This is a genomic window from Streptomyces sp. Tu6071 (assembly GCF_000213055.1).
GTDB classification, from domain to species: domain Bacteria; phylum Actinomycetota; class Actinomycetes; order Streptomycetales; family Streptomycetaceae; genus Streptomyces; species Streptomyces evansiae.
Map to the genome: position 1 here is coordinate 26,367 of NZ_CM001166.1, position 24,119 is coordinate 50,485.

A 24,119-nucleotide genomic window follows, 5' to 3' on the forward strand; every position below is an offset into this window, starting at 1 on the left:
GTCCTCAAGCAGAACACCGACCCATCCCTCGTGCTCGGAGCCGAACTCCGGGTCCGTCCACGTCTCCCGCTCCACCACAACTTCCTCCACCCGCCGCTCGCCACCCGCGCTACAGATACGGTGCTCCGACAATGCCCCCTCCCAGCCGCCGCCGCCCCAAAAACCAGAAAGTCGCCGCCCGCTCCGAGCCCGCACGCCGCTCTCGAGGGAACAGGCGAGCGCACCAGAGGCGACGACCGCGTCGGCGGATGACTGTTTCGCCGCGACGGCGTTGGTGCCGTTGGAGATGGCGATCAGGATCCGCTGGGAGAACTCGTGGGCAAGCGCGGCCTCAGTGCCCGGGCCGCTGCCTCGTCTGTGAGACACCGGCCCGGGCCGGAGGCGACTGCGCCTTGGGCGGGGGTGGCTACCGCGCGGAGCGTCTGCCAGCGGTGTCCAGGTCTTCCATCACACTCGTGTGCAGGAGAGAGGCACCGAATTCCACCGGGTCAACAGGTCCGTCCTGCGTCCTGATGATCAGGTAGCGGCGGGTGTAGACGTCGGATCCCCAGCGCTCCGCGACCTCGCCGCTCAGGTCGATCGTGAAAGAGACGAAGATGCCCTGCTCGGTCTCGTCGAAGTCGAGGGAGCTCAGCTGCCCGTAGTTGCTCTCGTCCAGGACACCTTGGATTCCTTCAGTTGCCGCGGCGCCGAAGGCGCTGAGGTGGTCGGCGTACTGGTCTCGCAAGGTCACTTTGAGGTCTTCTCCTCAGCGGCGAAGCAACCGCAGTCGTTGAGGTAGTAGGCCGTGATGATCCCACGGGCGCGGCCGTCGGGGGTGCCCGAGGTGCTGTGGGTGTACGACACCTTCATGTTGCCCCACGTCGAGTTCACCCCGTTGATCTTGTTGGAGTCGCACGTCCATGTGGTGTTCTTTTTGCTGCACTTGATGGTCGGACTGTCGAGAGTCTCGTCGATGTCCTTCTTGAACGTGCTCCAGGAGACACCGAGCAGGTGTCCGCGGTCCTCGATGTGGTATTTCCCGAAGCCCGTCGTGTGCCCGGCCGTGTTGTCGTGCCGCCCGTACCGCAGCGGGATGTCGTGTCCCTTGGGCGAGAAGTGGGTGGAGTAGACGGCCCAGTTCTCACCCGCCGCATGTGCAGGGACTGTGCCGGCGATGAGGAGCCCGATGGTGCTGGCGATGCTGGCTCCGGTAGCGATGGCCGCGCGTCGCATAGGTGATGAAAGCATTGGATCTTCCCCGTTCGGCATCCGATTGCCGGATGCGTGTTCGACTAACGTAGAACGTTCGCTCGCCATAGACCCTTGAGGCCGACGGCGGGGCTGAAAGTCACCAATAGCCGTCTGGATAGGGAGGGTTGTCGTGCTCAGCACGTGATGTGCCGCCGGTGGCCAGTGGGAATCCCTCAGTTCAGGAGCCGTCGCGGTCCCAGGGGATGGGGTAGGTGACGGTCCAGCTCGGCCCCGGCCTCGGCTCCTCCTTCTCCCTTGCGGGCGCAGGTGGCGGTGTGGAGCGGTTCGTCGATGGCCGGCGCGGCTCTGACGCCTCGGTGGCGGGGCCGGTGTGGCTGAAGACGAAGACGGCCGCCACGGCGACGAGAGCGATGGTCAGCTGCTTGCGCGCGCCGGGAGGCAGGCGGGTATGCGCCCGTACCTTCGTGCCGCCGCGCCAGTACTCCCTCACCTTGACCACGCCGAATCCCCCTCCTCGACAGCGCACGCTCCGAGGACGCGCACCGGTCCATGAAAGCACCAGCGGCTGACCAGGTGTGACCGTACGATCACCTGCCCGGAAGGCTGTGCCCCGTCACGGGGAGGCGGGGCCCGGGCGGGCCCGGCTCCACCTGCCCCTCCCCTTTGTCTCCTCCTCGGCTCCTTGAGGACTCACGTGCTCCTGAGCGGTTCTCGGCTGCGCTCGCCGGCCGGGGCAGAGGCCATGGGGCTGGGCCCGAGGCCGGTGCCTCTCCGCAGACGGCGGCGGCCGCCCCGAGCCCGCACCGCCCGCGCGCGGCTTCGCCGACGCGGCGGCTCAAGAACATGGTGAGCCGGCGCTGCCGGTGGTGTGCTCTTGTCTCTGATCGGGTGGCCTCGGTGCTGGGTGACGCGGGTTTTTAGCGGCGGGTGGCGGTGATGAGGGTGCCGACGAGGGTGGGTTCGGTTCCGGTGAGGGTGGCAATGGTGTTGATGCTGTGGTGGAGGGTGTCGTAGAGGAGTGCGGCGTCCTGTGCGGGGGTGCGTGGGGTGCCGGTGCGCAGGGCGATGTGGTGGGTGAAGAGGGCCCAGGCGAAGGCGGCGGGGTTGGGGCGGCCGATGACGCGGGGCCAGTCGGTGGCAAGGAGGGTGAAGACGTGGGTGACGAGGATGTGGGCTTCATCGGTGGGGAGGAGGGCGCCGGCGTAGTCGCGGTAGGCGAAGTGGTTGAGGTCGTAGAAGGCGTGGAAGGCGGCGGCGGTCGCGGCCAGGGTGCGGGAGGTCATCGCCGTCTCAGCCGAAGTGCTCGGCGCGCAACGGCGAGGGCGTCGAGGTGCGTGCCTGGGCGACGGCGTGGTGGTGGGCGGCCTGCCAGAGGGGGCGCATGTCGCTGGGCAGGCTGAACAGGGCGGCGGCGAGTTGCTTGTGCACGGCCCAGTCGGGGACGCCCGGGCCGTGCAGGGCTTCGCGGACAGCGGTGGGGTGCACGGTGGAGGCGAGGGCGTCGCCGAGGGTGTGGGGGGTGTGGCCGCAGGAGAGGAGGAGGCCGGCGAGGTAGTCGCGCAGGTAGGCGACGGGATCGGTCTCCGGGGGCGGTTCGATGCCGGCGGCGACGTTGTAGAGGGGCAGGAGGAGGCGCTCGGCGATGCCGAGGACGCGGGCGAAGTCCCGCACGTGGGGCCAGTGCAGGGGCTTTTCCCCCGACAGGAGCCGGGAGACGTAGGAGGGGTGCCTTCTGATCGCCTCGGCGACGGCGCGCTGCGAGGCCGCGGAGCGGCGCATCGTGTGGGAGAGCGCGGCGCGCAGGCGGTCGGCGGCCCGGCGTTCGGAGCACTCCTGGGCGCGGGGCAGGGAGGGCTCCTGGCCCGGCGGGCCTTCGGAGTCCGTCGCGGCGAAGACGGGGGTCGGGTTCCACGGGTCCATGTAGGGGGCGAGGACGCGGTCGAGGTGCTTCTTGTCGTACTTCTTGCGGACGTGGTCCGCCGAGACGGAGAGGTGGGCGGCGACGGTGGCGTGGGTTTCGTGCAGAGCGCGGGCCCGGGCGACGGTGGCGGCCTCCACGACGGTCAGCGCGCGCTGCAGGCACGCGACGGTGGTGAGGAGGTCGCCGGTGGGGGCCGTGGTGCCGTAAGCCTGGTGCAGCAGCGCCGCGGCGTGGCGGGCGACGGTGTCGGTGGCGGCGTGCAGCACGTCTTCGCAGAAGGCGCGCGTCTGCCGGTCCTCTTCTTCTTTCTGCCGCTGGGCCGGGGTGCGGGTACGGCAGTGCGCGCAGCGGGCGGCGGGCCGGCCGGAGCGGGCGGGCTCGGGTTCCAGCGGTGTGCCGCAGTCCTGGCAGGAGCGGGGCGCGGGCGGGCGAACACTCATGTGTCGGGTCCTCAATCCGGGGGTTCTTACTGCGTCGGGGTGGGGGTTTTTCCCCACCCTGACGACGCATCACGCGGCCGGGCGGCCGTGGCAGGGGCCTCGTGAAGAAGGCCGCCCGCCACGGCACCGGCGTGGGGCAGTTGTGTGTCAGCGCTGCCAAACGCGCCGGTAGACGACGCTGGAGCCGACCGCGGCCGTGCTCAGCGCGGCCAGGACGGGAGCGGTCCAGGGCGACGAGGTGCCCGTGATGAGGAGCCAGGGCATGGTGAGCGCCCCGGTGAGGAGGTTTCCGCGCACGGTGACCGCCAAGGCAGCCCCCCGCCGGGTTTGAACTGCGGAAAGGGGCGGGATGATAGCGTCACGGCCCCGGTTACCCCGCGGAAACGTGAGGACCCGGTACCAGCACCGGCTGAGGATCATGGTGTCTCTCTCGTGATTCGAAGGTGCACTGCGTGAACGAGGCCCTGGGGGCGGGCGTCCAAACCAGACCCCCGGGGTCTCGCCCGTACCGAGCGGCTCACGGCCGACTCAGGTACGGGGCGAGCACAGTATTCGGCTGCGAGGCGTGGCGACAACTTCACTGTGCGGAAGCGGTGTTGAGCACCCTCTCCACCTCGAATCCCTTTTGTCCGCTCGCGCGGGACGATGCACGTGCACGCGATCGCCATCCGATAGTTAACGGTCACAAAGCGACAGCACACCTGCATGAAGTACTACAAACTGCGCGTCGTGACGCGCCTGACGGTACGCCCATCCCTCGCCCGCGCGCCCCCCGAAACGCACCCCCCGCGCGCCCCACGCCGGTCACCGCGCCACACATCCCCACCCCCTTCCGGGGGACCCGCCACCCTCCGGGCACACCACCCGCCGTCCCGAACGCCAGTCCAGCAGCTGTCGCCCCGACATCAGGCACGGCCCACCCACGGGAGACCCGCGCCATCTACGGGATACCCCAGACCCGCACACCCGGCCTCTCCCGTGATTCAGCTTGGCCCTGAGCGCGCTCGGTCACGAACATGCCGGCCCGCTCTGCGCAGTCCATCCCGGAGCCGTGGCGCACGAGCGAAGCGGCGCAGCGGCCCACTCCTGGAGGCGGTCCAGGAGGGCGCTCTGGCCGATGTGCCGTCGCCGCACCGACCGGCGGATGTGTGTGGCGATTGCCCAAGGGTGCGCTGCCGCGCTGTAGCCGACCATCATTGCCACGACCGAGACGACGGCCCCGGCAAGCCGCGGCACCGCATTCGATCTCGCCGGGCGGCCGCCGCCGTACGCACCGGTGTCCCAGACGCGTCCGGCAGATCCTCCTAGGCGCGCTCGCGGACCGGCCGGGTCCTCACCCTGTACGGCCCCCGCGCCGCACCCTCACGCCGCGCGCGCCCAGATCCTCGTCGCCGGCATCGAGGCACCCGCACGCCGCCCGACCGGACGCTGCCGGTTCGCGCGGCATCGGCGCGGCGAGTGATGTCGCGCACCAGGCATGGATAAAAGTTCTCGCCCGGACTGACTGAGCGGGGAAACGGGAACGGAATCTCATGATGATCAACGAGATCGGCCCTCGCATGGCCGGGGAGCGTCTGATGTACAACCGGGCCGTCAGGGTCGACCAGCCACGTAGTTGGCTGTTCGTCTCGGGGCACGAGGCTCGCGACGACGACGGCGGCATCGCTCACCGGGGCGACATGGCCGGACAGATGGAACTGACGCTGCGGCGGCTGGGCGAGACCGTGGCCGAGGGCGGAATGAAGATGGCGGACGTGGTACAGATCCGCGTCTTCACCACCGATCTCACCTCGTGCAAGGCCCACTACGGCGTCCTCTTGGATGCACTCGCGGCGGTGGACTGCCGACCTGCCAGTCTGCTGGCAGAGGTCAGCGCTTTGTCCGACGAAGACATGCTGATCGAGATCGAGGCCGTAGCGGTGTGCTGAATGAGGGCACCGGCGAATCGACCGCCGGCGCCCGTACCGCCGCCGCGCGGAGCCCGCGCCCGTACCGCCGCCGCGCGGAGCCCGCGCCCGTACCGCCGCCGCGCGGAGCCCGCGCCCGTACCGCCGCCGCGCGGCTTCGCCGACGCGGCGGCTCGATGACCTTCATGCCGTATGCATCGCATCCGGACGGTCTGGCCCGGCTTCCGGCCCTTCTCGGTACGCCGGCTGGTGCTCGTGGGCGGGTTCGCGCGGGGGCGCTTGAGGCGAGCTGTTGATGGGGAGATATGACCGATCAATCGCACGCTGTAGTCGGGAGGCTACGTGGGGTGGAAAGATGAGTTTCAGATCGCGATGGGACAACTGGGCGAAATACGGGAACAGTTGGGGCGTCTCGAGGGGCGCCTCGACGATCCGACGGCGGGGCTTGTCGCCCTGCATGGACAGGTCGAGCAGGCCCGGACGAAGATCCTGGAGAACGTGCAGGGAGGCACGACCGGGCTGCGCGAGGAGAATCGCGAGCTGCGACGTCGGCAAGAACGCATGATCAGCGATCTGAGCGAGGCGAGGGCGGAGCTGAGCCGTCCGGCCCCGACCCGTGCGGATCTGTTGGAGAGCCCGGTCTCACACGTACCGGAGCTGGCCGAGGAGAAACCGAGTCAGGAGACCGACGCGCCCGGCCCGGCCCTCACCGTTGTGGGATCCCAGGACGGCAAACGCCCCACCACGGATGAGCCGGAGCACGCCCTGCCCACGAATGACCTCTCGGGAGACAGCATGCGCAACTATGACCGGGCCGTCCGTGCGGAGCGGGACCAAGACCGTGATCTGCGGCCGTCGGTCGAAGCCGCCTACCGGGGCACCAGCGCCCCCGCCGGCCCGGCATCGACCTCTGGCTCTCCGGAGAAGGGCCTCCGGGTTGCCCACGGCGTCCTGCTCCTACGCGCCGCGGGGGTGGCCTCGGCCGAGGTGGTCGCGCACCGGGACACCTGGGAGTGGCTGGCTTCTCTCGCCTCCGAGCACGCCCACTTCCGCGCCCCGTTCGCGGTCGAGGACTCCGGAGAGGGGCGGGTACGGGTCGTGGTGTCCGGGCGTTCACTCATCGCGCTGCTGATCACGTTGTGGGACACGCGAGCCGACGCCGAGTCCCCGGACGGGGACTGGGCGATGGCGGTGACGACCTACACCAGGATGGCGAACGAGCTCTCCGAGGCCACCGGCGGCGACCACGAAATAGCCGGCGCCATCCGCATCGTCCTGGACGACGGCGTTCCGGAGGAGCGGAGGGAGTAGGACTCGCGCCACGCTCGGGGGCCCAGCGCGACCAGGACCCCCGACGTGCGCCCGAAACCCGACAGCTCCTCGCCGAGATCGCGCCGCCCGCTCCGAGCCCGCACCCGCGCGGTTGATGAACTGGACCGGGTTCCCGATGCCGTTCGACCAGGGCGTGCGGGAGGTCGAGTGCGGCAGGATACGGAACCAACAGGGCTCCTGTGCTGCTGAGTTGAGACGTCGAACACCTCCCTCAACGGCACGGGAGCCCTGTCCGTTGCGCACCCCGACCCTCAGACCCCACCGTCACCCGATCAGTGGGCACGCTGAAAACGCTCACTGGCCCGGGGCACTCGCTTCTCGCTACTTCGGGCGAAATTTTCGCAGGACGAGGGCTCCTGCAAAACCTGCTACGGCAAAAATAGCCATAGCCTGTACCGGATTCCCCTTTATGATCCCGATCAGCGCTACCACTCCACCCACTCCGGCGGAGAGCGCTGTCGCTCCGAGAACTTGGTAGGTGCCTCGCCAAGTAGGCTTCATCCTAGATTCCTATCCGAAAAGCAGAGACGCGAGTCCGCCCGTGGCTCCCCCGACGAGACCGCCAAGTGTCCCATTGCTTTTTTCGGCAGAGTCTCCGCCAGCGAGAGTAGATCCGAGCGCCCCTCCACCTGCACCCCACATGGCACCGGTGATGAGAGCCCCCGCCACGCATCCTGCTCCAGCTGTCAGCGCGCACGTACCCGCCACCACAGCCACCCCGGCAGCTCCTGCCAGGCCACCAGCGACGATCCCGACCGTATCAGCGAACGAAAAGAGCCCGAGCGGGTCGGTGTTGTTGATTGGATCGCCGCCGGCATAGGCGTAGCGGTTGCCCCGTCCGGGGTTGGCAAGGAAGCTGTACTTGTCCTGGGTGGTGAAGCGGCCGGTGGTGGGGTCGTACCAGCGCTGGCCGAACTTAACGTAGCCGGTGGTGCGGTCGTAGGTGCCGCCGACGAAGCGGTAGGGGTTCTGGGTGCCGGCGGTGCCGGTTTCCTTCGTCGTCTGGACAGTGCCGTAGGAGTCGCAGTCATAACCGTCGCCCTGCGCGGCCCGTACGCCACCGCCGGAATAGCAGCGCTCAGGGATCATCCCGAAAGGGAAGGGCACCCTCTCCTTCACGGAGCAGGGTGCCCTTCTCTCGCAACTCGAGTGCTTGCAGGAGTTAGCGCCTGCGTTTTTCCATCCAGCGCTCTGCGGAATAATTTATTCCAAGAGCCAAAACGCCACACGCCATCGCCCAGAACCAGCAGAAGGGTAGGCGCCCCCAATCGAATCCCACCCTATTGAGGCGCAAACGGATACGTGAGATAGAAGAGTGCGAGTGCCATGAGGAGCGCGCGGATAGAAGTCACCGGCATCTCTCCTTAGCAAACGCTACGCAGCTTCCGATCGCACCTGTGGCTGCGGCCTGGGACGAACACCGCATCTTTTAGTCGCCTTTCTTTCTCCTCTCCTGAGAGATTGCGAATCCGTTGACGATCAGCGCAAATGCCGCCAGGATTGCGAGGGTGTAATTTTCTCTATATAGAGAGAAGGCGAGCCCCAGAGTAAGGCAAACCCCCGCCACGTACAGAGCGATCTCTTTGTCTCGCATTACAGAATTTTCCATATCGGGGTTATTGCTGCCTTCAGCGAGTTCTTCCGCCCGGGACCCTCTTTGGCTTCCTTGGGGCAAGCCCTGTACGACTGACCACCGGCTCCTACCGCAGCGGCGCCACCGAAAAGGGCTGTGCCTCCGCTGCTGAGAACTGCCGTTCCCGCTGCCCCGACAAACACGAGTCCCGCGAAGGCGCAGTCGTAGTAATCCTGGCCGGTTGGGTCTGCCGCGTTGGCAGGATCACTTCCTGCGTACGCGTAGCGGTTTCCGCGTGCGGGATTCGCGAAGAAACTGAGTTTGTCTTGTGTGGTGAAGCGGCCGGTGGTGGGGTCGTACCAGCGCTGGCCGAATTTTACGTAGCCGGTGGTTTTGTCGTAGGTGCCGCCGACGAAGCGGTAGGGGTTCTGGGTGCCGGCGGTGCCGGTTTCCTTCGTCGTCTGGACGGTGCCGTAGGGGTCGTAGTCGTAGATCGTGGACTGGACCGTGGACTGGTTGATGAACTGGACCGGGTTTCCGATGCCGTCGACGATGTAGTACGCCTCGTACTCGTTCGTTGTCCGGAGCGAGAGGGGCTGGCCGGTGGTGGGGTCGTGGTCGATGTACGCCGTGCCCTCCTTCAGCGTGACCTGTTCGATGACGGGCATGCCGTACTGGTCGGGGGCGCCGTAGACGTAGTCGGTCTTCTCGCCCTCGTCGCTGGTCTGGGAGACGAGCTCGGTGGCGTCCTCGCCGGCGTAGGTGTAGTTGCTGGTGCCCTTGGCCGTCTTGGCGCCGGTCATGCGGTTGGCGCCGTCGTAGGTGAGCGTGGACAGCTTGGCGGTCTTGGTCTGGTTGCCCTGGGCGTCGTACGTGTAGCCGTCGCTGGTGATCTGGTTGGCGGCGTCGAAAGCCAGGGACTGATCCGCGCTGCCGTCGGACGAGGACTTGCGGTTGCCGCGGGCGTCGTACGTGTAGGTGTACGTCTTGCCACCCCCGTCGGTTGCGACCTTCGTCAGCCGGTTGGCCTTGTCGTACGTGTACTTGGTGGTCTTGCCGCTCAGGTTGTCCTTACTCCACTGGATCAGGTCGGTGTTGTCGGCCTTCTCGGTCGAGCAGGACGAGGTGGAGCCGAGGCTGCGGCAGTACGTGGCGTCGAACTGGCGGGTCGTGTCGGTCGCCGGGCCCTGGTCGGCCCAGACGCGGCTGATGCGGCCGGACTTGTCGTAGTCCTGGTGCACGCGCGCCTTGAAGATCGTCTTCGCGTCGTTGGTGCCGTAGTACGTGTCCGTGCGCCGGCCGCGATCGTCGTAGCTGAACCCGATCTTCGTCTTGGTCGACGGGGCATCGGTGATCGCCTGGGTGAGCTTGTCGGCCTGGTCGTACTTGTACTGCGTGGTGCCGCGCGCGTCAGTGGTGCTGAGGCGGTTGCCGTTCTTGTCATACGAGTACGCCAGCGTGCCCCCGCCCGACGTCGCGGTCCGCGACGTCATCGCGCCGAGATCGTCGTACCCATAGGTGACCGTCCCCGTCCCGTCGGTGCGGGTCTTCGTACGGCCGAAAGCGTCGTAGGTGTAGGAGACATCAGGGGTGCTGTCCGAGTAGTCGACCTTCGTCACGCGGTCGGCGTCGTCGTACGTCGTTGTGGTCGTGAGGCCCCGGCCGTCCGTGGCAACGGCCAGGCGGCCCCAGGCGTCGTACGTGTACGACTGGGACTTGAGCGAGCCGCCGGCCGGGTCGACCTTGGTGAGCTGCTTGTCGCCGTCGTACGTGTACGACGTGTCCGTGCTGTTGCCGGGGTCGGTGCTGGTCTTGACGGTGCCGTCGTCGTTGTAGTCGACCTTCGCCTCGGCCGCCTCCGCGTTGCTCGAGGAGGCCAGGTTCCCCGCGCCGTTGTAGGAGTAGGCGGACTTGTTCGACTGCCCGTCCGTCGATTCCGAGGGCGAGAACTTCGAGCCCGCCGCCGTGTTGCCGTACGCGGCGGAGAACGTCGAGCCGTCCGCACCCTGCGACTTGGTCAGCGATTCGCCGTCGTTGGCGCCGAAGGTGTTCGTGGTCGTGCCCGCGCTCGCGCCCGAGCCGTCCGTCGAGGAGGCGGTGTCGAAGTTCGCCGTGTACGTCTTCGAGCGCTCCCGGCCCTCCGCGTCCGTCGCCTTCGCCACCCGCGCCGAGTTGTTGTCGGTCAGCTCGTAGGTGGTGTGCGGAACGGCGGTCACGGTCTTCGTCTGGTCGGTGTTGGGGGACGCCATCACCGTCTTGTCCGGGTCCGCGTAGGACAGGCGGGTGACGGAGTCTCCGGGCGAGCCGGCGGCCTTGTTCTCCTGGGTGATCTTCGTGGCGCCGATCGCGCCGATCTCGAAACGCGTCACCCCACCCCCGGGATTGGTCACCGAGGTCATCTTGTGCCCGGTGTAGGTGAAGCTGGTGGTGCGGCCCAGGGTGTCCTTGATCGACACCAGGTCTCCGGCAGCATCGACGGTGTAGGTGACGGAGCGCTTCTTGCCGTCCGAGGCGGTCTGCGTCAGCGTCGTGACCCGCCCGTTCGCCGAGGCGTACACGGCCGTGCGCTGCGTCTTGGTGCCGCGGGTGGTGACGATGGTGTCGGGCAGGTCGCCGTTCCACGAGAGCGTGGTGGCGTTGTCGTTGCGGTCGGTGATCTTCGTCAGCTTGCCCGCGCTGGTGAAGGTCTGCTTCGACTGGGAGCCGTGGTCGGTGAGGGTGTAGGTGCCGTCGTTGTTCTTCTTCAGGTCGGCCTTGAACCCGCCCGGCGTCGTGAACCCGCTGCCCGACTTCACGAACAGGCCGGTGATCCCGCCCTGGCCGTAGTAGGTGACCGAGCCGTCCCCGCGTTCCTTCAGTTCGACCTCGTAGGGGGTCAGCCGCCACCCGTACCCCAGTGGCGACTTCGCCGAGGTCGCATCCGTGCCGATCGCCGCACTGTTGTACGCCGCCCCCAGGCCCACGTCACCACTGACCCCCGGCAAGGTCAGCCCGGAGGCGTTGACCAGAAGATTGCCCGAGCCGACATCGACCTGCGCGGCCGTCGAGTCGCCCGTCGAGAACTGCAGGCGCGTGGCCCCGGGCCTCTCGCCCGCGCCCGTCATCGGGCTGACCCGGGTGGTCTGGAGGGGGGAGAGGTCGGAGCAGTCGTCGTCGACGCAGGCCTTGACCTGCCAGGTGAACTGCGTCCCGATCCGCATGTCGGGCAGCTTCAGCCGTGCTACCTCACCCGAATCGACCGTCACCTCCTTGCCGTCCGCGAGGTCGTTGTCACCGTTGGCCGCATATGTGCCGGCGTAGAACTTCGCCGTCACCTTCCCGCTCCCCGACGGCGCCACCACCTTCGCCGTCACGTACGGCGCCGTGCTCTCCGTCAGCGCCACCAGCTGCGACGGAGCGTCAGGAGCCGCCGCGTACGCGGCCGGCATTCCCCACACCGCCACGGCCGACACAACAGCCGTCGCGATCCCCACCTGAACCGAGCGTCTGCGGACGCTGGATGAAGACATGTGTCCCCCACATGAACAAGGCGCACCGCGCTAGTGCGCTCACGCATCGTCAGCCACCAGGCTTCACGAAAGGAACACAAAACCTCAGACAACCACGGACAGTAAGCGTCACTCCAGAGCGTGATGTAACGGAATTTTCATCCAGGAACACCACCAAACAAAGGTTTGATCGACTTCTAGCCTTTGTTTCCGAGATGCATGGCCACCGCTCCATGCATCGCAAGGTTCAGCCACAGTCGTGACATGTGCCATAGGCATATGTCTGAGTGGCCGGGCAATACGAGGGTTTTCACTCACACCATCTCCACCGTTCTTCACTCAGAAAACACAATTTCGCCGCACTCGGTGTCGTCGAGCGCACAGATCACGGAGCCCGCTCCATGCCCAGCCTTCACACCCTCGCCCTCGCTTTCGGCCTCTGGGGCCTCACCGCCTGCGTCGTGGGACTGCTGCTCGCCACCGCCATCCGCCACCACCAACACCCCCGAACCAGCCCCGCCACCCATCCCCACACCCTCCAACCCGAGCGTGACGACACCCTGAACGACCCACCCGCCACCGCCGCCTGACCCGGCTGCACTCCCACACCGCCGCCCCGCGGCTGCGCCTACGCGGGGGCTACTGGCTTGCATCGAGCCGCCCCTTGTCACCGCTGTTTCCGCGCTCTCCTGTTGGGCCCCTCCCTGCGGGAACGTGTCGAAGCTCGCGGAGCCGTGCTCGGGGTTGTTCGCAGGGCGCCGGGGTACCACGGCGGCGGGCAGTACGGTGATCGGACCAGAGAACGAGACGACGGGAGCGCCGGTCGGGTCCATGGTCGCTTTGGCGACGGTTCTCGAGCCGAGCTTGCCCGCAGTATGTCTCGTGACTCGGCGTCCCGCTGAGGGCACACGCCCGCCCGGGGGGCAGAGGTCGTGTGCGTCGGTGGTGACGGGTCGCAAGCGCATGCTGAGCATCTGGCGGATGCCATGCCGTCCCGTCATCACGCTCCGCGCAAGCCATGCGGCATGTGAGCCCGCATGCCTACATCTCCCCGGCGAGCGCCTCCCGTGCCTCTTCGGGGCCGGACCGGCTGCGCAGGGCGTCGCTGAGGCCGGTGACCTCGAGCAGGCGCAGTACTGCGCCACCAGCGCCGGCCAGGGCGACGGGGCGGCGTGCACGGGTTTGGAGGAGGAGATTGAGGGTCTGGGAGTCGGCGAAGGTGACCTCGCTCAGGTCGAAGACGACAGGTCCTCCGAAGCGGCTCAGGGCATCGTCCACTGCTTCCTCCACGTCCTCGGCGCTGTCCATGTCGATGTCCCCGCCCAGAGCGATGAGCCACACGCCCTGCCACAGCGTGCTGCGCAGGACCGGGTGACCCGCTCTCCTTCCAACATTTGTCATGCGGCAACTATCCAGGGCCCCTCTGACAATGCCGCCCCCGGGTGTCCCTCCGGGCAACGCACACGCTCAGGGGTATCCGTTCGCGGACAGAGGGTAGGCGCGAGCTATCCGAAAAGAGGAGCAAGGGTGCTTTCCCTGGAGTCCGCTGAACTCACCGCCGTTGACGCGCGACTCCTGGCACAGACGTACGCGGCCGCCCACTGCCCGCGCGTGGACCGTGCCGCGGTGGCCCTGGTCGTGGCCGAGCTGCTCGCGAACGCCGAACGTCACACCGCTGGGAGCTGGCGGCTCGTGGTCAGCCACAGCACTCGCCTGCTGAGCATCGCCGTCCACGACCTGGGCCGTCTTCTCCCTCTACCTGGCAAAGTGGCGTTCGACGGCACCGGGCAATTCGGTCTGCGCATCATCCGCGGTCTCAGCGATCACTTCTCCGTCCACTCCGGCCCGACGGGAAAGACCGTCACCGCACAGTGGCACCTCGCCACCCTCTGAACCGTCCCGCAGCGCGCCGCGCTCACGCCTGGCCCGTACACGGGCACCGGCCGGTGCGGGCAGCAGTGCCGCCGCCCGCACCGGAGCCTTCCAACGGCACAGGCTTTCCTCCTCGGCAAGCAGGAGGCTCACCGGGAAGCCGCGCCTGTCAAGCGCCGTCACGTAGACGCCGACCAGGCTGCACGCCTGGCACACTCCCCGCGCCTGCAGATGGCGCGCTACCTCGCCGCAGAGCCGAGGCGTTCGCGGCCTCGATGATCTGGGCTTGCGCAGGCGGGTCTCGGTGTTCCAGAGGGGTGTGCGCGGGCTCAGCGTCAGGCATCCGGTGGTCGCGTCGTAGCCGAGGGCGGCGACGTTCTAGGCCGGTCGGGCGCGATCACCGCCCAGCGCTCGTGGAGCGTGGCACCGGCAGCAGGGAGCTCCCCGGCGCGCTCGCCGCGCGCGAGCCCGCACCGCCGCCGCGCGCGAGCCCGCACCGCCGCCGCGCGCGAGCCCGCACCGCCGCCGCGCGCGAGCCCGCACCGCCGCCGCGCGCGAGCCCGCACCGCCGCCGCGCGCGAGCCCGCACCGCCGCCGCGCGCGAGCCCGCACCGCCGCCGCGCGGCTTCGCCGGCGCGGCGGCTCGACGGCTGCTGGCTCGGGCGGTAACGGCCCCCTCGTCACCGCGGTCAGGCCACCGTCCTTGCTCAGCGGGCCAGTTCGACCTTGATCGGCACGTTCGGGCAGTCCCCCGCCACGCGCTCCAGGGTCGCCTTCTCGGAGGTATCGGCCGACAGGCCCCACCTGGTCTTCACAGTGGTCCAGGTCGTGACGTAGGTGCAGCGGTAGGAGGCGGCCGGTGGCATCCAGGTGGCCGGGTCCTGGTCGGCCTTGCTGCGGTTCGTCTTCGCTGAGACCGCGATCAAGCTGCGGTCGTCGCCAAGGTCGTTCGCGTACCGCTCGCGGTCCTTCGCGCTCCACTCGGAGGCGCCGCTGTCCCAGGCTTCGGCGAGGGGGACGAAGTGGTCGATGTCGAGACCGCCGGGCCCGGTGATGGTGGTGTCGTCGTAGGCGGAGTGCCATGTGCCGCCGCTCAGCTTGCACCGGGCGCCTTCCTCGGGCGCGGTGACGGCCTCTGCGAGCAGGACCTCGTTGCGCGTGGTGCACCCGTCGCGGTCTTCGTCGATCCAGTGCTTGAACTTTGTCCGCTCGTAGCCGGTGCGCTTCTCGGCCCGGGTGTCGAGGGCGGCGATGGCCTTGCGGAGCGGGAGGGTCACGGTGTCGCCGGGAGCGGCTGGAAGGTCGGCGGCGGCCGCGGTGGGGGCGAGCGCGGTGCTGAGAGCGAGCGCGGTGAGGGCGGCGGGGATGGTGCGGGACAGGCGCAAGACGTCCTCCGAAGATCACGACAGGTCGTGATCTTCCTACCGGGAGAACACAGCGCCTCATGGGCGTAGGAGCGCCCCCGTCACCCTGGAGAGCGGTAAGTCGTACCAGCGCGGGACGTCAAATACGCGATGGGAATGGAGACGGACCGGCTTCAGCATGGTCGCAGCCCAAGAACACCGGGTGACCTCTGCGCGAGCGGAGCCGGCCCGGAGAGCAGCGGCGCAGGCCCTCGGCAGGACTGCGCCTCCCTTCCGGGTCACGCGCGAGCAGAGGAAGAGCACACCTCCCTCCTCCCAGAGGGAGGTGTCACCGGGCCGGGCCCTGACCCGCGAGCTCCTGACCTGCGATACCGCGCCGCAGTCCGGACGAGCCGGGCAACTCCTTGCGCCACCTCATGAGCAACCACCCGAGCAACCGGTTGAGCAACGTGCTGGGCATCGTCTTGAGCAACCGGCCGACCGGGCAGAGCAACCTTCTGCGCAACCGCCTGACCGTCCCCGCTGGGTCAGACCCTGGGGCAGGACTCGGCGGCGAGCTCGCGCGCCTGCAAGGCGCTCGGAACGGTCGGCTTGCCCTTTTCGGTTGCCGGTGTGGGCGAGGGGCCGTCAGGTGCCGTACTCGTCCCGGACGCGGGTCGCGGGGACCGGCCGCTCGGCGGGCGGGGAGACGGCGCGCGCAAGGGGTGGCTTTTCGGCGTGTGGCGTCGCAGGATGCCAGCTCCGGCAGGTGCCTGAGCCAGCAGGAGGGGAGCGGACGGTGCGCGCTGACATCGGGTGGGGCTGACCCACCGGTCGAACAGGACCGAGAGCCTGGCAGTGCGGGGCGAGGGAAAGGGGGTGGGCGCGTGAGGAGCGGTGACGTGGGCTGGGGCTGAGCACCCGCCGGGTACAGGGACAACGCGAGTGCCGCGACGGGGAGGAGGTGCCGTGGAGTGTGATCTCGGCTGGGGGTGGGTGTCGTGCGTGGCGGCGTGGGTGGGGTGAGGGTGGGGGGATGGAGTATCCGGTGCGGGTCGGGCTTGCCCGCGCGGCCGCCGCGCTCCCGGCCGGCGACGGGTGGTGGTACGAGCCGAAGTACGACGGCGACCGGTGCGTCCTGTGGCGGCTCGACACTGTCCGCCTCCAGTCCCGTACGAGCAGGGACATCACCGCCGCCTGGCCCGACCTCACCACCCCCGCCACGGACCTGCCGCGCGGAACCGTCCTCGACGGCGAAATCGTCATCTACCGCGACGGCATGCTCGACTTCGGCGCCGTACGGGCCCGGTCCTCCAGCCGCGGGCGGCGCCTGCAGGACCTCGTCACCCGCCACCCCGCCCACTACGCCGCCTTCGACGTCCTCATGCACCAGGGCCAGGACGTGCGGGCCCTGCCGTACGAGGCGCGACGCGCCCTGCTCCTGACCGTCCTCGAGCCGCTCGGGCCCCCGCTCCAGGCCACCCCCGCCACCGACGACCACGACGTCGCGACCGTGTGGATGACGAGCCTGCGCCCCCAGGGCATCGAGGGGATCGTCGCCAAACGCGGCACAAGCCCGTACCCGGTGGGCCGCCGCGAGTGGGTGAAGGTGCGTCACGCCGACACCGTCGACGGCGTCGTCACCGGCTACCAGGGCCTGCCCTCACGGCCCTCGCACCTCTTCGTCCTCCTGGCCGACGGGCGGACCGTACGCTCGCAGCACCTCCCCGCCGCGCTCGCCGCCGAACTCGGCCACCACCTGCCCGGGCACGACACCGGCACCACCCACGACCCCGACACCGGCCCCCTCCACCTCACCGACGCCGCACTCGAGGTGGAGGTCCTCGCGGGCTCCACCCGGCACGCCACCGCCACCGTCACCCGCCTGCGCACCTGACCCACAGCAGCCGGGTCCGTACGTCTTCGGCAGAGGCGGGCGAGTACCCGCGGGACGCGGGAAGCGGGGTGCCGGGTTGCTGCGTCGGCGTGCCCTCACCGGCGCCGGCCGCCGGGCCGGAGCGTCGCGTCGTGAGGAGAGGTCGCGCTCGCCTCAAGGAGTAAGGGTCGGGACCGGCCAACGCCCCTGGGGCGTGGGGTTCTTCTTCACGTTTCCTCCCCCAGGTTCAGCTGGTCCGTATGGCAGAGTAGGCCAGCTGGTAATACTACGATCGCATCGTCTTGTGTGGGGGTTTCATGCGTATCCGTACCGCTGCGGCATCTGCCGTACTCACTGTCGCAGCCGTGATGGGGATGGCGGCCTGCTCCTCGTCGGAAGCGGCCAGCACTGGGGGACCCGCCAATCCAGCCGCTTCGGCGAAGCCTGCCTCCGACAAGGGCTCCGGGAACGCGGACCCCGCGGGCGGAGGTCAGACTTCCACCACACCGGCCAGTGCGGACCCGTCGGACTGCGCTGCCGCCGACAAGCCGGAGTGCGTGGTCGACATCGGGTCCATCGAGATGGAAGAAGGCAAGCTCGCTGACGGGCCGCCCCAGACGCGCTGAGACGGCGCAGGAAGAGTCCTGGCTGCGCGCCCGCGAGATCGGTGACACAGACCCGCCGCCGTGGCGGCGACCACCCGCCCGCCGGTCCAACGGACGCAACGGCACGCCTGACTCGCCGATGGTCGTGGTCCGGCCGCACTCCCGGCCGGACCACAGCGTGAATTGCTGGTCAGTCAGTCACTGGCCGTCGACCGGGATCCAGCTGGACTTCGCCTCAGGCTGGTAGTACTTGCCCGTGGGCTTGTCGTAGCGGAGGACCTTGAGGTAGACGTTGCCGTCCTCCCGGTAATTCTTGTTGCACTTGACCCAGGTGTTCGCCCCTGTGCTGTTGTAACAGCCGAAGGGCTCGCGACCGTAGTCGGTGTAGACGATGGTGACAGAGGACCGGCCGTCCGCCTGCGTGTCACCGGAGAAGACGACGTCACCGTAGGGCTGGAAGCAGCCCTGAGAACCAATGGTCACCGTCAATCCGAGACAGACACGGTCCACCGCGGCCGCCTTCGAGAGCCCTGTGGAAGGCTCCTCGCCCGGCGCTACGGGCGTGCCCTCGACCATCTCGATGTCGGCCGGGAGGGTCACTTCCACCATCCCCGGCGGCGCCTCGTCAGCCACCGCCGGCGACACGGTCAGGACAGAAAAAGCGAGTGCCGCCGCACCCGACAGAACGCTCCACCGAGCTCGCTTGCTTGCACGCATACCTGCTACCCCACCCCTGGCCCTCACGGACCGTAACTCCATCTGTGAATAAGATGTGATGGTAATGGATCTCTGAGGTAGAAGAAACGCGAGATCAATGCCTACCGTCACCCGTCCTGGCCCGGCGCCAGGCCCCTGACCCTCGCCGATGCCGCAGTCACGGTGGAGGCGCTCATGCCCCCCACACACACGCCACCCTCACCGTCAGCCGCCTGCGCGCCTGACCCGACAACACCAAGTGGGCCGCTTCGGGAGGGGCGGGCGAGTACCCGCGGGTCGCGGGGAGCAGGGTGCCGGGCCGCTGCACCCGTGCACCCCGCGAGCGCCCTCACCCGCACCGGCCCCCGGGCGGATCGTCACTTTCATGGGCGAGGACGACGACAGCGGCGGGATGGAGCCGGGCGGGCCCGAGGATCCGGACTACCTGGTGGGCGAGCGCACCAGCCGCCCCACCGCGGCAGAGCGGCGGGAGGAGGCGGAGGGGCTGTCCCGGCCGCTCGGCGACCCGGACGAGGCCGCGCACCGCTCCGCGCGCGGGCCCGCCCCCGGGCCGGTAGCGGGGAGAGAGGTGCGCGTTCCCGTCCAGCCCGGCCCGCAGGACCGCGAGCAGTTGCCCCGCCCCACCGAGCCCGCGCCCCAGGCCTCGCCCACGCCCGCATCGGGCTCGGCCGAGGAGGGCGGCGCCGGGACGTCACCGCGCCCGCACGGCCCGCAGGAGCCGTCGGCGCAGGCCGGAGGGTGAGTGCGCTCACCTGCCCGCTCCCTGGCCCTGCGACCACGCCGCATGAAAAGCTGCAGGCCACATCTACTCTCTGGCCGCAGCGAAGCGAGGCGCGCATGAGGACCACCCGGCAACAGCGGCGCCGCTCGCGCGCGCTCTTCCGCAGCGCCCGCTCGGCGGTGAAAGGACTGCGCCTGCCCGAGGGGGCCGGCCTCGAGGAGGCGGCCGTGCGCGTCGCCCTGCACATCGGCAGGCCCCTGGCTCTCCTGCCCGCTGAGGAGCTGCCCCTCAACGGCGCCCTGACTCGCGCCATGGACGGCACCCTCGCCGTCCGCGTCCCCGTCCGCGGCGCGTTTCGGGAGCAGCCGGATACCTATCTCGTGCACCTGGCCTGCCGGGGCCTGGCCCGCGCCCTCCTCGGCGTTCCCGGGGATCCCCGTGCGGGCATCGACTACCGCACCGAGCCGGAGCGGCTCGTCGAGCTGACCGCCACCGAACTCGGCGTGCGCCTGCGGCCCGCCACCGCCGACGCACACGGCCTCTGACCCGCGCGGGCGGGGGTGTGCCTCAGCGGGTCGCGTTGGGCAGCGCGCGCCCGCACACCATCGCGTCCATCTGTCACATCATCTACTTGAGCCCTCAACGTACCGCCGCCGCGCCGCGCGGGCCCGTACCGCCGCCGCGCCGCGCGGGCCCGTACCGCCGCCGCGCCGCGCGGGCCCGTACCGCCGCCGCGCCGCGCGGGCCCGTACCGCCGCCGCGGAGCTCGTCCATGACGGCGGCGACTTCGTCCGTGCGGCGGGGTTCACGGTCCAGGAGACCTGGCACATCCCGGCCTCCACGATCAGGGCGCTCAGCTCGCGGATGCGGCCGCACCCCTGGCACAGCCCAGCCGCATCAGCGCGCCCGCGGTCCGTGCACGGCAGGGCTTGTCGGACACGCTCGCGGGCGGCAGCCTCCTCCCGCTCGCGAGCGGCTCGTTCCCGTGCGGCGGCACGCATGCGGTCGCTGCGCGCGCTGGGCGGCATGGCGCCGCTGCCGGCCCGCGGCCTCGTGCTCGGTGCGCGCGCAGCCGCTCCTCGAGGACGCGCTGGCGCTCGGCGGTGGGGAGGTCGGCTGCTCCTGGTCGAGCTCGGCACCGAGGCGGGAGCGGTGCGCGCGGCGGACGTGGATCACGTTGCCGCAGCTCTCGCAGGGCTGGTTGGTGTCCAGGCTGATCCCGTCGTCGCACCGCAGGTCCGAGCAGGCCGGGCGAGGCTGCGGTGCAGCAACCACGGGTAGGGCTGGCGGATCATCACCAGGCCCCGGCTCCGCGCGATCCGGGTCGTCGCCAGTGGAGCGCCGGTACGTAGGGATGTCGTTGCGTGAACCGATGCTGCGTCTGTGGAGCATGCCTCGCAGTGTGCTTGCCCCACCCGCGTGAGCTGGGCTTTTCGCTCCCTGAGTGAGCGAGCAGGTGTGACCGAACAGCCGCCCTGGATGTCAGTGCTGGCTGCTTACATGATCCCATGGACACCGTGCACACGACCGCTGCCCTCCTCCCGGACCCCGCCGAACTCCGCGCGCACCTGCGCGCGCTGGCAGTGCTGGACCAGGCGATCTGCCGCGACCCGCGGTTCCCCCGCTATTCCTTCTCCACCACCTGGGGGCCTGGGACGGAGGCGGCCTTGATGGACAACGGCTCGGGTGACGACTTCTCCGTCCTCTTCACCCCGGTCGGTGTGCTCGTCCGCGGCTTCGACCACGAGTCGGAGATGAGCCCGTACGCCACGGACGACGAACAGGTCTGGCCCGGTGTCATCGACGAGGTGCCCGCCGCGCTGCGCCCGCTCCTGGACGACCCGACCTTCGTCGACGAGGGCCTCGGCGCCCCGCGGGTCACCGCCTGCCTGTGGTGGGAGACCGGCGCCAACGCCTGGCGCACCGGCTCGGGCATCGAGTTCCCCTCGGGCAACCCGGACCCGGACGGCTCCGGACACCTCTTCCACCTCCTCACCGACCGCTCCCCCGAGGCCGCCCAGTCCCACTTCGAGGAGGCCTACGGGCGGCCCGTCCCCCTCGACACCGTCCGCCACGTCCTCGCGGGCCATCCCCTGGCCCCCGAAGCCGCCCGCGGCCTCAACCCGGCCGCCCTCTCCGACGAGGCACTGCTCGGCCGGATCGCCGCCAACCCCGAGGTCGGGGCCTACCTCGCCCGCGACGGCGAGTTCGACCTCACGCGGACCGACCCCATCGAGCCGATCACCCTGCCCGGCGGTCTCCCGGTGGAGCCCGTGGCCGGCTGCAGCGCGGGAGGCACCCACTACCTCTGCGGCCCGGCTGGCTCCGACCGCGTCCGCCCCGTCCTCTACACCGACTCCGAGGGCCAGGCTTCCCTCATCGCGGAATCCCTCGCCGAGGCCCTGACCCTGGCCATCGCCCTTCCCTCCTGGCACGACGCCCTGGCCGGCGTTCGTCCCCCCGCGCTCAACACCGACTACCTTGAGGACAACCCGGACCACCCCGAGGTCCGCGACCGCCTCCTCGCCGCCCTCCGCCTACCCCCGGCCACCGAGCCCGAGGTCCTGACCCGCCTCCTCACCACGGCCGCCCGCACCGTCCCGGACGGCTACCTCCCTTCGGTCGAAGGCGACGAAGACACCACCTTCGAACCGATGCTCCGTCTACCGACCGAGTAGGACAGCCCCACCGCGCGCCGCCTTCCAGATGCCACGCACCGCCACGGCGACGCCATGACGGTCTGCCCTCGCGCACCTGCCCAGGGAACTGTTCGGAGGCGGGCGACTCGGTGAACTGGTGGGGACCACGCTGTCGGGTGAGACCGGCCGAGTTGACGGGCGCTCTCCAGACGCTGTCCCGTGTGTACAGCTCCCGCCGTCCTCTGCCGCCGTTGCCTCTCCCACGCACATCCCCTCCGTCGGCGGCCGGTCCACTGGTGGACGGAACACCTGGAGTCAACTTCCGCAATAGGCTCTGGACCGTGACGCACCCGCTCCCTTCAAAGGTCTTGAAAGACTTCCTCCAGTTGCTCCGCCCAGGCGATGTAGTGGCTGGGATGGTAAGCCGGGTCGAGACCTTTGGCGTGTTCGTCGATCTCGACGGAGCGCCGGAGACTTCGGTCGGGTTCATTCCTCCGCCCGAGGTTTCGTGGCAATGGATCTCCTCTGCCCATGAAGTGGTATCGCTGGGGCAGCGTGTGAGTGCTGAGGTTCTGGCCCTGGACACCGAGTTGCATGGGCAGGCTGTGCTGTCCTTGGCCGCCCTGCAGGAAAATCCATGGCTGGTCTGGGCTGAGCGCGTGGGCAGCATTGTCAGTGGTCGGGTCACCAAGGTCGTGCCGTTCGGCGCCTTCGTGGATCTTGGTAATGGGATTGCAGGGCTGATTCACAGCTCCGAACTGCTCGCAGCAGAGCCTGCCAGGGAAATTCGTGTGGGTGATGCGATGACCGCGCGGATCGCCGTGGCCGACCCGCCGATGCGGCGCATTCGTCTGTCGCTCAACGGAGTAGGCCACGGCGCAGCAGCCGACTGGCCCGGTCAGCTCGGCGGGTGACCTCCGCGCGAGCGGAGCGGACCCCACGAGGGCAAGGGCCGCCTCGCGCGGCGCCGTTTGACCTCCGCGCGCGCGAGGGTAGGCCCCCGCGCTACGGACAGGTGTTGGTGCTCGTCTACCGGTACATCGAGCAGGTGAATCGCAACCGGAGCGTCCGGATGGTCGTGTACCTCGTGGATCTTGGCGAGGGGGCCCTCCCGGTGAACGCGGCGAAAAACCTCCTGCTGGAGGAGGCGAGCGGTGGCGAGGAGGCGGCGAAGGCGGCATGGCAGGACGCGGGCCTGCCCGAAGCGGGCGTGGTGACGTACGCGGAGTTGGACCGGGCGCGCGGCAGACTCCGCTGACCCGGCGACCAAGCTGGAAGCGGCGGTCGTTCTCGAGGTCGGCCGTTAAAGTTCCTGTGTGGCTATCACCTCTCACCCCCCTCTGGTTCTCCGTCTGGTCGTGACGGGGGGAGGCACGGGCGGGCATACCTACCCGGCCCTGACCGCTGTGCGTACGTTGCGGGAGCTGTTGAGGGCGCGGGGGCGTTCTCTCGATGTGCTGTGGATCGGCAGCGCCGACAGTTTGGAGGCGCGTGTTGCCGAGGCAGAGGGGATCGCGTTCACGGCGGTGGCCACGGGGAAGGTGAGGCGCTCGTCGAATCCGTTGAGGATGGTCTCGCCTGCGAATGTGCGGGACATGGCGCGCGTTCCGCTCGGTGTGGCGCAGGCGCGCAAGGCGGTCGCGGGTTTCCGGCCACATGTGGTGCTCGCGACGGGCGGGTACGTGGCTGTGCCGACGGGGCTCGCTGCCCGGATGTGCAGGGTTCCGCTTGTGCTGCATGAGCAGACGGTGCGGCTGGGGCTGGCCAACCGGAGGCTCGCGGGGAGCGCCTCTCGGATCGCGGTCTCCTCGGAGTCGACGCTGCCGCTTCTGCCGGAGAGTGTGCGCTCTCTCGCGGTGGTCACGGGAAATCCGGTGCGTCCAGAGGTGCTGACCGGGCATCCGGGCAAGGCCGTGGCGGCCCTGGGGCTGGGCTTCGATCTGGCCCTGCCCACGGTCTACGTCACGGGCGGGGCGCAGGGCTCGCAGCAGATCAACGAGGTCGTCGGCGGGGAGCTGCCGTGGCTCTTGGAGCGGGCCAACGTGGTGCACCAGTGTGGTCCTGCGCATTACGAGTCGCTGGCCGCGCGTGCGGCGACGCTTCCTGCTCACCTGGCGGTCCGCTACCACGTGACGCCCTTTGTCGGCGCGGAGCTGCCCGATGTGCTGGCCTTGGCCTCCGTGGTGATCTCGCGCAGTGGCGCGGGGACGCTCGCCGAGCTGACTGCCCTGGGCAAGCCGGCGGTCTTCATTCCACTCGCGTCGGCGGCCGGGAATGAGCAGGCCCACAATGCCCGGCACCTGGAGGAGTCCGGCGCGGCCGTCGCGCTCGTGGGAGAGGTCGGCGGGGAACGGCTCCGCGCGGCGGTGGCCCCCCTGCTGGAAGATCCTTTGCGCAGGGAGGCCATGGCTGTGGCGGCACGGGCTCAGGGTCGCCCGGATGCGGCGGACAGGCTGGTGGACGTGCTGCTGACCGCCGCATCGGAATGAGT

23 protein-coding genes are annotated in these 24,119 nt (G+C 69.5%); 11 read left to right on the plus strand and 12 right to left on the minus strand.

Annotated features, from left to right (window positions below; all coding sequences use genetic code 11):
- Positions 1 to 406: 406 nt before the first annotated feature.
- The 6 genes from STTU_RS31565 to STTU_RS35110 all read right to left on the minus strand — a co-directional run bounded on the left by STTU_RS31565 (position 407) and on the right by STTU_RS35110 (position 3,852).
- Positions 407 to 733, minus strand: a complete 327-nt coding sequence (locus STTU_RS31565; RefSeq protein WP_043257897.1) for a hypothetical protein — start codon at positions 731 to 733, stop codon at positions 407 to 409.
- Positions 730 to 1,215, minus strand: a complete 486-nt coding sequence (locus STTU_RS31570) for a hypothetical protein (protein WP_007830590.1) — start codon at positions 1,213 to 1,215, stop codon at positions 730 to 732. The genes STTU_RS31565 and STTU_RS31570 overlap by 4 nt, the downstream gene beginning before the upstream one ends.
- Before the next feature lie 196 nt (positions 1,216 to 1,411).
- A complete protein-coding gene (locus tag STTU_RS31575; protein ID WP_007830592.1) occupies positions 1,412 to 1,693 on the minus strand; it encodes a hypothetical protein in 282 nt (93 codons plus the stop codon).
- Positions 1,694 to 2,111: 418 nt separating this feature from the next.
- Positions 2,112 to 2,477, minus strand: a complete 366-nt coding sequence (locus STTU_RS31580; RefSeq protein WP_007830593.1) for a hypothetical protein — start codon at positions 2,475 to 2,477, stop codon at positions 2,112 to 2,114.
- Positions 2,478 to 2,484: 7 nt separating this feature from the next.
- Entirely contained in the window at positions 2,485 to 3,555 is a 1,071-nt protein-coding gene (locus STTU_RS31585; protein ID WP_007830594.1) for a helix-turn-helix domain-containing protein, read from the minus strand.
- Between the two features lie 147 nt (positions 3,556 to 3,702).
- The gene (locus tag STTU_RS35110) at positions 3,703 to 3,852 is read right to left on the minus strand and encodes a hypothetical protein (RefSeq protein ID WP_199785102.1); all 150 of its coding nucleotides are present in this window, start codon (positions 3,850 to 3,852) and stop codon (positions 3,703 to 3,705) included.
- 1,235 nt (positions 3,853 to 5,087) lie between these two features.
- Here STTU_RS35110 and STTU_RS31595 point away from each other — a divergent pair.
- Positions 5,088 to 5,483: a Rid family hydrolase gene (locus tag STTU_RS31595; RefSeq protein WP_007830604.1), complete on the plus strand. Its 396-nt coding sequence runs from the start codon at positions 5,088 to 5,090 to the stop codon at positions 5,481 to 5,483.
- Between the two features lie 321 nt (positions 5,484 to 5,804).
- Positions 5,805 to 6,773 carry a hotdog fold domain-containing protein gene (locus STTU_RS31600; RefSeq protein ID WP_007830608.1) on the plus strand — a complete coding sequence of 323 codons (969 nt, stop codon included), beginning with the start codon at positions 5,805 to 5,807 and terminating at the stop codon, positions 6,771 to 6,773.
- Positions 6,774 to 7,304: 531 nt separating this feature from the next.
- On the opposite strand, the gene STTU_RS33680 is transcribed toward STTU_RS31600, so the two are convergent.
- Together STTU_RS33680 and STTU_RS31605 are read right to left on the minus strand one after the other, a co-directional pair.
- Positions 7,305 to 7,883, minus strand: a complete 579-nt coding sequence (locus STTU_RS33680) for an RHS repeat-associated core domain-containing protein (RefSeq protein WP_106432254.1) — start codon at positions 7,881 to 7,883, stop codon at positions 7,305 to 7,307.
- A gap of 504 nt (positions 7,884 to 8,387) precedes the next feature.
- Positions 8,388 to 11,795, minus strand: a complete 3,408-nt coding sequence (locus STTU_RS31605; protein WP_052862568.1) for an RHS repeat domain-containing protein — start codon at positions 11,793 to 11,795, stop codon at positions 8,388 to 8,390.
- Positions 11,796 to 12,256: 461 nt separating this feature from the next.
- Here STTU_RS31605 and STTU_RS34405 point away from each other — a divergent pair, with 461 nt between their 5' ends.
- Entirely contained in the window at positions 12,257 to 12,445 is a 189-nt protein-coding gene (locus STTU_RS34405; RefSeq protein ID WP_043257899.1) for a hypothetical protein, read from the plus strand.
- Positions 12,446 to 12,896: 451 nt separating this feature from the next.
- Here STTU_RS34405 and STTU_RS31615 read toward each other — a convergent pair whose 3' ends face one another.
- Positions 12,897 to 13,256 (minus strand): STAS domain-containing protein, encoded by a 360-nt coding sequence (locus STTU_RS31615; protein WP_078519123.1) that lies wholly within the window; start codon positions 13,254 to 13,256, stop codon positions 12,897 to 12,899.
- A gap of 126 nt (positions 13,257 to 13,382) precedes the next feature.
- On the opposite strand from STTU_RS31615, the gene STTU_RS31620 reads away from it, so the two are divergent.
- Entirely contained in the window at positions 13,383 to 13,748 is a 366-nt protein-coding gene (locus STTU_RS31620; protein ID WP_043257900.1) for an ATP-binding protein, read from the plus strand.
- 686 nt (positions 13,749 to 14,434) lie between these two features.
- Here the strand turns inward: STTU_RS31620 and STTU_RS31625 are convergent.
- Complete coding sequence (locus STTU_RS31625; protein WP_007830615.1) at positions 14,435 to 15,112, minus strand: HNH endonuclease family protein; 678 nt, start codon at positions 15,110 to 15,112, stop codon at positions 14,435 to 14,437.
- Between the two features lie 994 nt (positions 15,113 to 16,106).
- Here STTU_RS31625 and STTU_RS31630 point away from each other — a divergent pair.
- The gene (locus STTU_RS31630; protein ID WP_052862570.1) at positions 16,107 to 16,967 is read left to right on the plus strand and encodes an ATP-dependent DNA ligase; all 861 of its coding nucleotides are present in this window, start codon (positions 16,107 to 16,109) and stop codon (positions 16,965 to 16,967) included.
- 782 nt (positions 16,968 to 17,749) lie between these two features.
- Here STTU_RS31630 and STTU_RS36130 read toward each other — a convergent pair.
- Positions 17,750 to 18,034, minus strand: coding sequence for a hypothetical protein (locus STTU_RS36130; protein WP_324607912.1), 285 nt, complete (start codon positions 18,032 to 18,034; stop codon positions 17,750 to 17,752).
- A 598-nt stretch (positions 18,035 to 18,632) separates the two neighbouring features.
- On the opposite strand from STTU_RS36130, the gene STTU_RS31640 reads away from it, so the two are divergent.
- Both STTU_RS31640 and STTU_RS31645 read left to right on the plus strand, forming a co-directional pair.
- Positions 18,633 to 19,010 carry a hypothetical protein gene (locus STTU_RS31640; RefSeq protein ID WP_007830620.1) on the plus strand — a complete coding sequence of 126 codons (378 nt, stop codon included), beginning with the start codon at positions 18,633 to 18,635 and terminating at the stop codon, positions 19,008 to 19,010.
- A 95-nt stretch (positions 19,011 to 19,105) separates the two neighbouring features.
- Entirely contained in the window at positions 19,106 to 19,534 is a 429-nt protein-coding gene (locus STTU_RS31645; protein ID WP_007830621.1) for a hypothetical protein, read from the plus strand.
- Positions 19,535 to 19,628: 94 nt separating this feature from the next.
- On the opposite strand, the gene STTU_RS31650 is transcribed toward STTU_RS31645, so the two are convergent.
- Positions 19,629 to 19,817 (minus strand): hypothetical protein, encoded by a 189-nt coding sequence (locus tag STTU_RS31650; RefSeq protein ID WP_043257902.1) that lies wholly within the window; start codon positions 19,815 to 19,817, stop codon positions 19,629 to 19,631.
- Positions 19,818 to 20,497: 680 nt separating this feature from the next.
- Here STTU_RS31650 and STTU_RS31655 point away from each other — a divergent pair.
- The 4 genes from STTU_RS31655 to STTU_RS31670 all read left to right on the plus strand — a co-directional run bounded on the left by STTU_RS31655 (position 20,498) and on the right by STTU_RS31670 (position 24,117).
- The gene (locus tag STTU_RS31655; RefSeq protein ID WP_007830623.1) at positions 20,498 to 21,667 is read left to right on the plus strand and encodes a hypothetical protein; all 1,170 of its coding nucleotides are present in this window, start codon (positions 20,498 to 20,500) and stop codon (positions 21,665 to 21,667) included.
- 302 nt (positions 21,668 to 21,969) lie between these two features.
- Positions 21,970 to 22,542, plus strand: a complete 573-nt coding sequence (locus tag STTU_RS31660) for a S1 RNA-binding domain-containing protein (protein WP_158678823.1) — start codon at positions 21,970 to 21,972, stop codon at positions 22,540 to 22,542.
- A 134-nt stretch (positions 22,543 to 22,676) separates the two neighbouring features.
- Positions 22,677 to 22,886, plus strand: a complete 210-nt coding sequence (locus STTU_RS31665) for a hypothetical protein (RefSeq protein WP_158678824.1) — start codon at positions 22,677 to 22,679, stop codon at positions 22,884 to 22,886.
- 58 nt (positions 22,887 to 22,944) lie between these two features.
- Positions 22,945 to 24,117, plus strand: coding sequence for a UDP-N-acetylglucosamine--N-acetylmuramyl-(pentapeptide) pyrophosphoryl-undecaprenol N-acetylglucosamine transferase (locus tag STTU_RS31670; RefSeq protein ID WP_007830635.1), 1,173 nt, complete (start codon positions 22,945 to 22,947; stop codon positions 24,115 to 24,117).
- Positions 24,118 to 24,119 lie beyond the last annotated feature (2 nt).

Excerpts from the sequence above, each read along its gene's own strand:
- STTU_RS31570 (WP_007830590.1), bottom strand. The coding sequence starts at position 1,215 with ATGCGACGCGCGGCCATCGCTACCGGAGCCAGCATCGCCAGCACCATC.
- STTU_RS31580 (WP_007830593.1), bottom strand. The coding sequence starts at position 2,477 with ATGACCTCCCGCACCCTGGCCGCGACCGCCGCCGCCTTCCACGCCTTC.
- STTU_RS31585 (WP_007830594.1), bottom strand. The coding sequence starts at position 3,555 with ATGAGTGTTCGCCCGCCCGCGCCCCGCTCCTGCCAGGACTGCGGCACA.
- STTU_RS31595 (WP_007830604.1), top strand. The coding sequence starts at position 5,088 with ATGATGATCAACGAGATCGGCCCTCGCATGGCCGGGGAGCGTCTGATG.
- STTU_RS33680 (WP_106432254.1), bottom strand. The coding sequence starts at position 7,883 with ATGATCCCTGAGCGCTGCTATTCCGGCGGTGGCGTACGGGCCGCGCAG.
- STTU_RS31605 (WP_052862568.1), bottom strand. The coding sequence starts at position 11,795 with ATGCCGGCCGCGTACGCGGCGGCTCCTGACGCTCCGTCGCAGCTGGTG.
- STTU_RS34405 (WP_043257899.1), top strand. The coding sequence starts at position 12,257 with ATGCCCAGCCTTCACACCCTCGCCCTCGCTTTCGGCCTCTGGGGCCTC.
- STTU_RS31615 (WP_078519123.1), bottom strand. The coding sequence starts at position 13,256 with ATGACAAATGTTGGAAGGAGAGCGGGTCACCCGGTCCTGCGCAGCACG.
- STTU_RS31630 (WP_052862570.1), top strand. The coding sequence starts at position 16,107 with ATGGAGTATCCGGTGCGGGTCGGGCTTGCCCGCGCGGCCGCCGCGCTC.
- STTU_RS31640 (WP_007830620.1), top strand. The coding sequence starts at position 18,633 with ATGGGCGAGGACGACGACAGCGGCGGGATGGAGCCGGGCGGGCCCGAG.
- STTU_RS31645 (WP_007830621.1), top strand. The coding sequence starts at position 19,106 with ATGAGGACCACCCGGCAACAGCGGCGCCGCTCGCGCGCGCTCTTCCGC.
- STTU_RS31655 (WP_007830623.1), top strand. The coding sequence starts at position 20,498 with ATGGACACCGTGCACACGACCGCTGCCCTCCTCCCGGACCCCGCCGAA.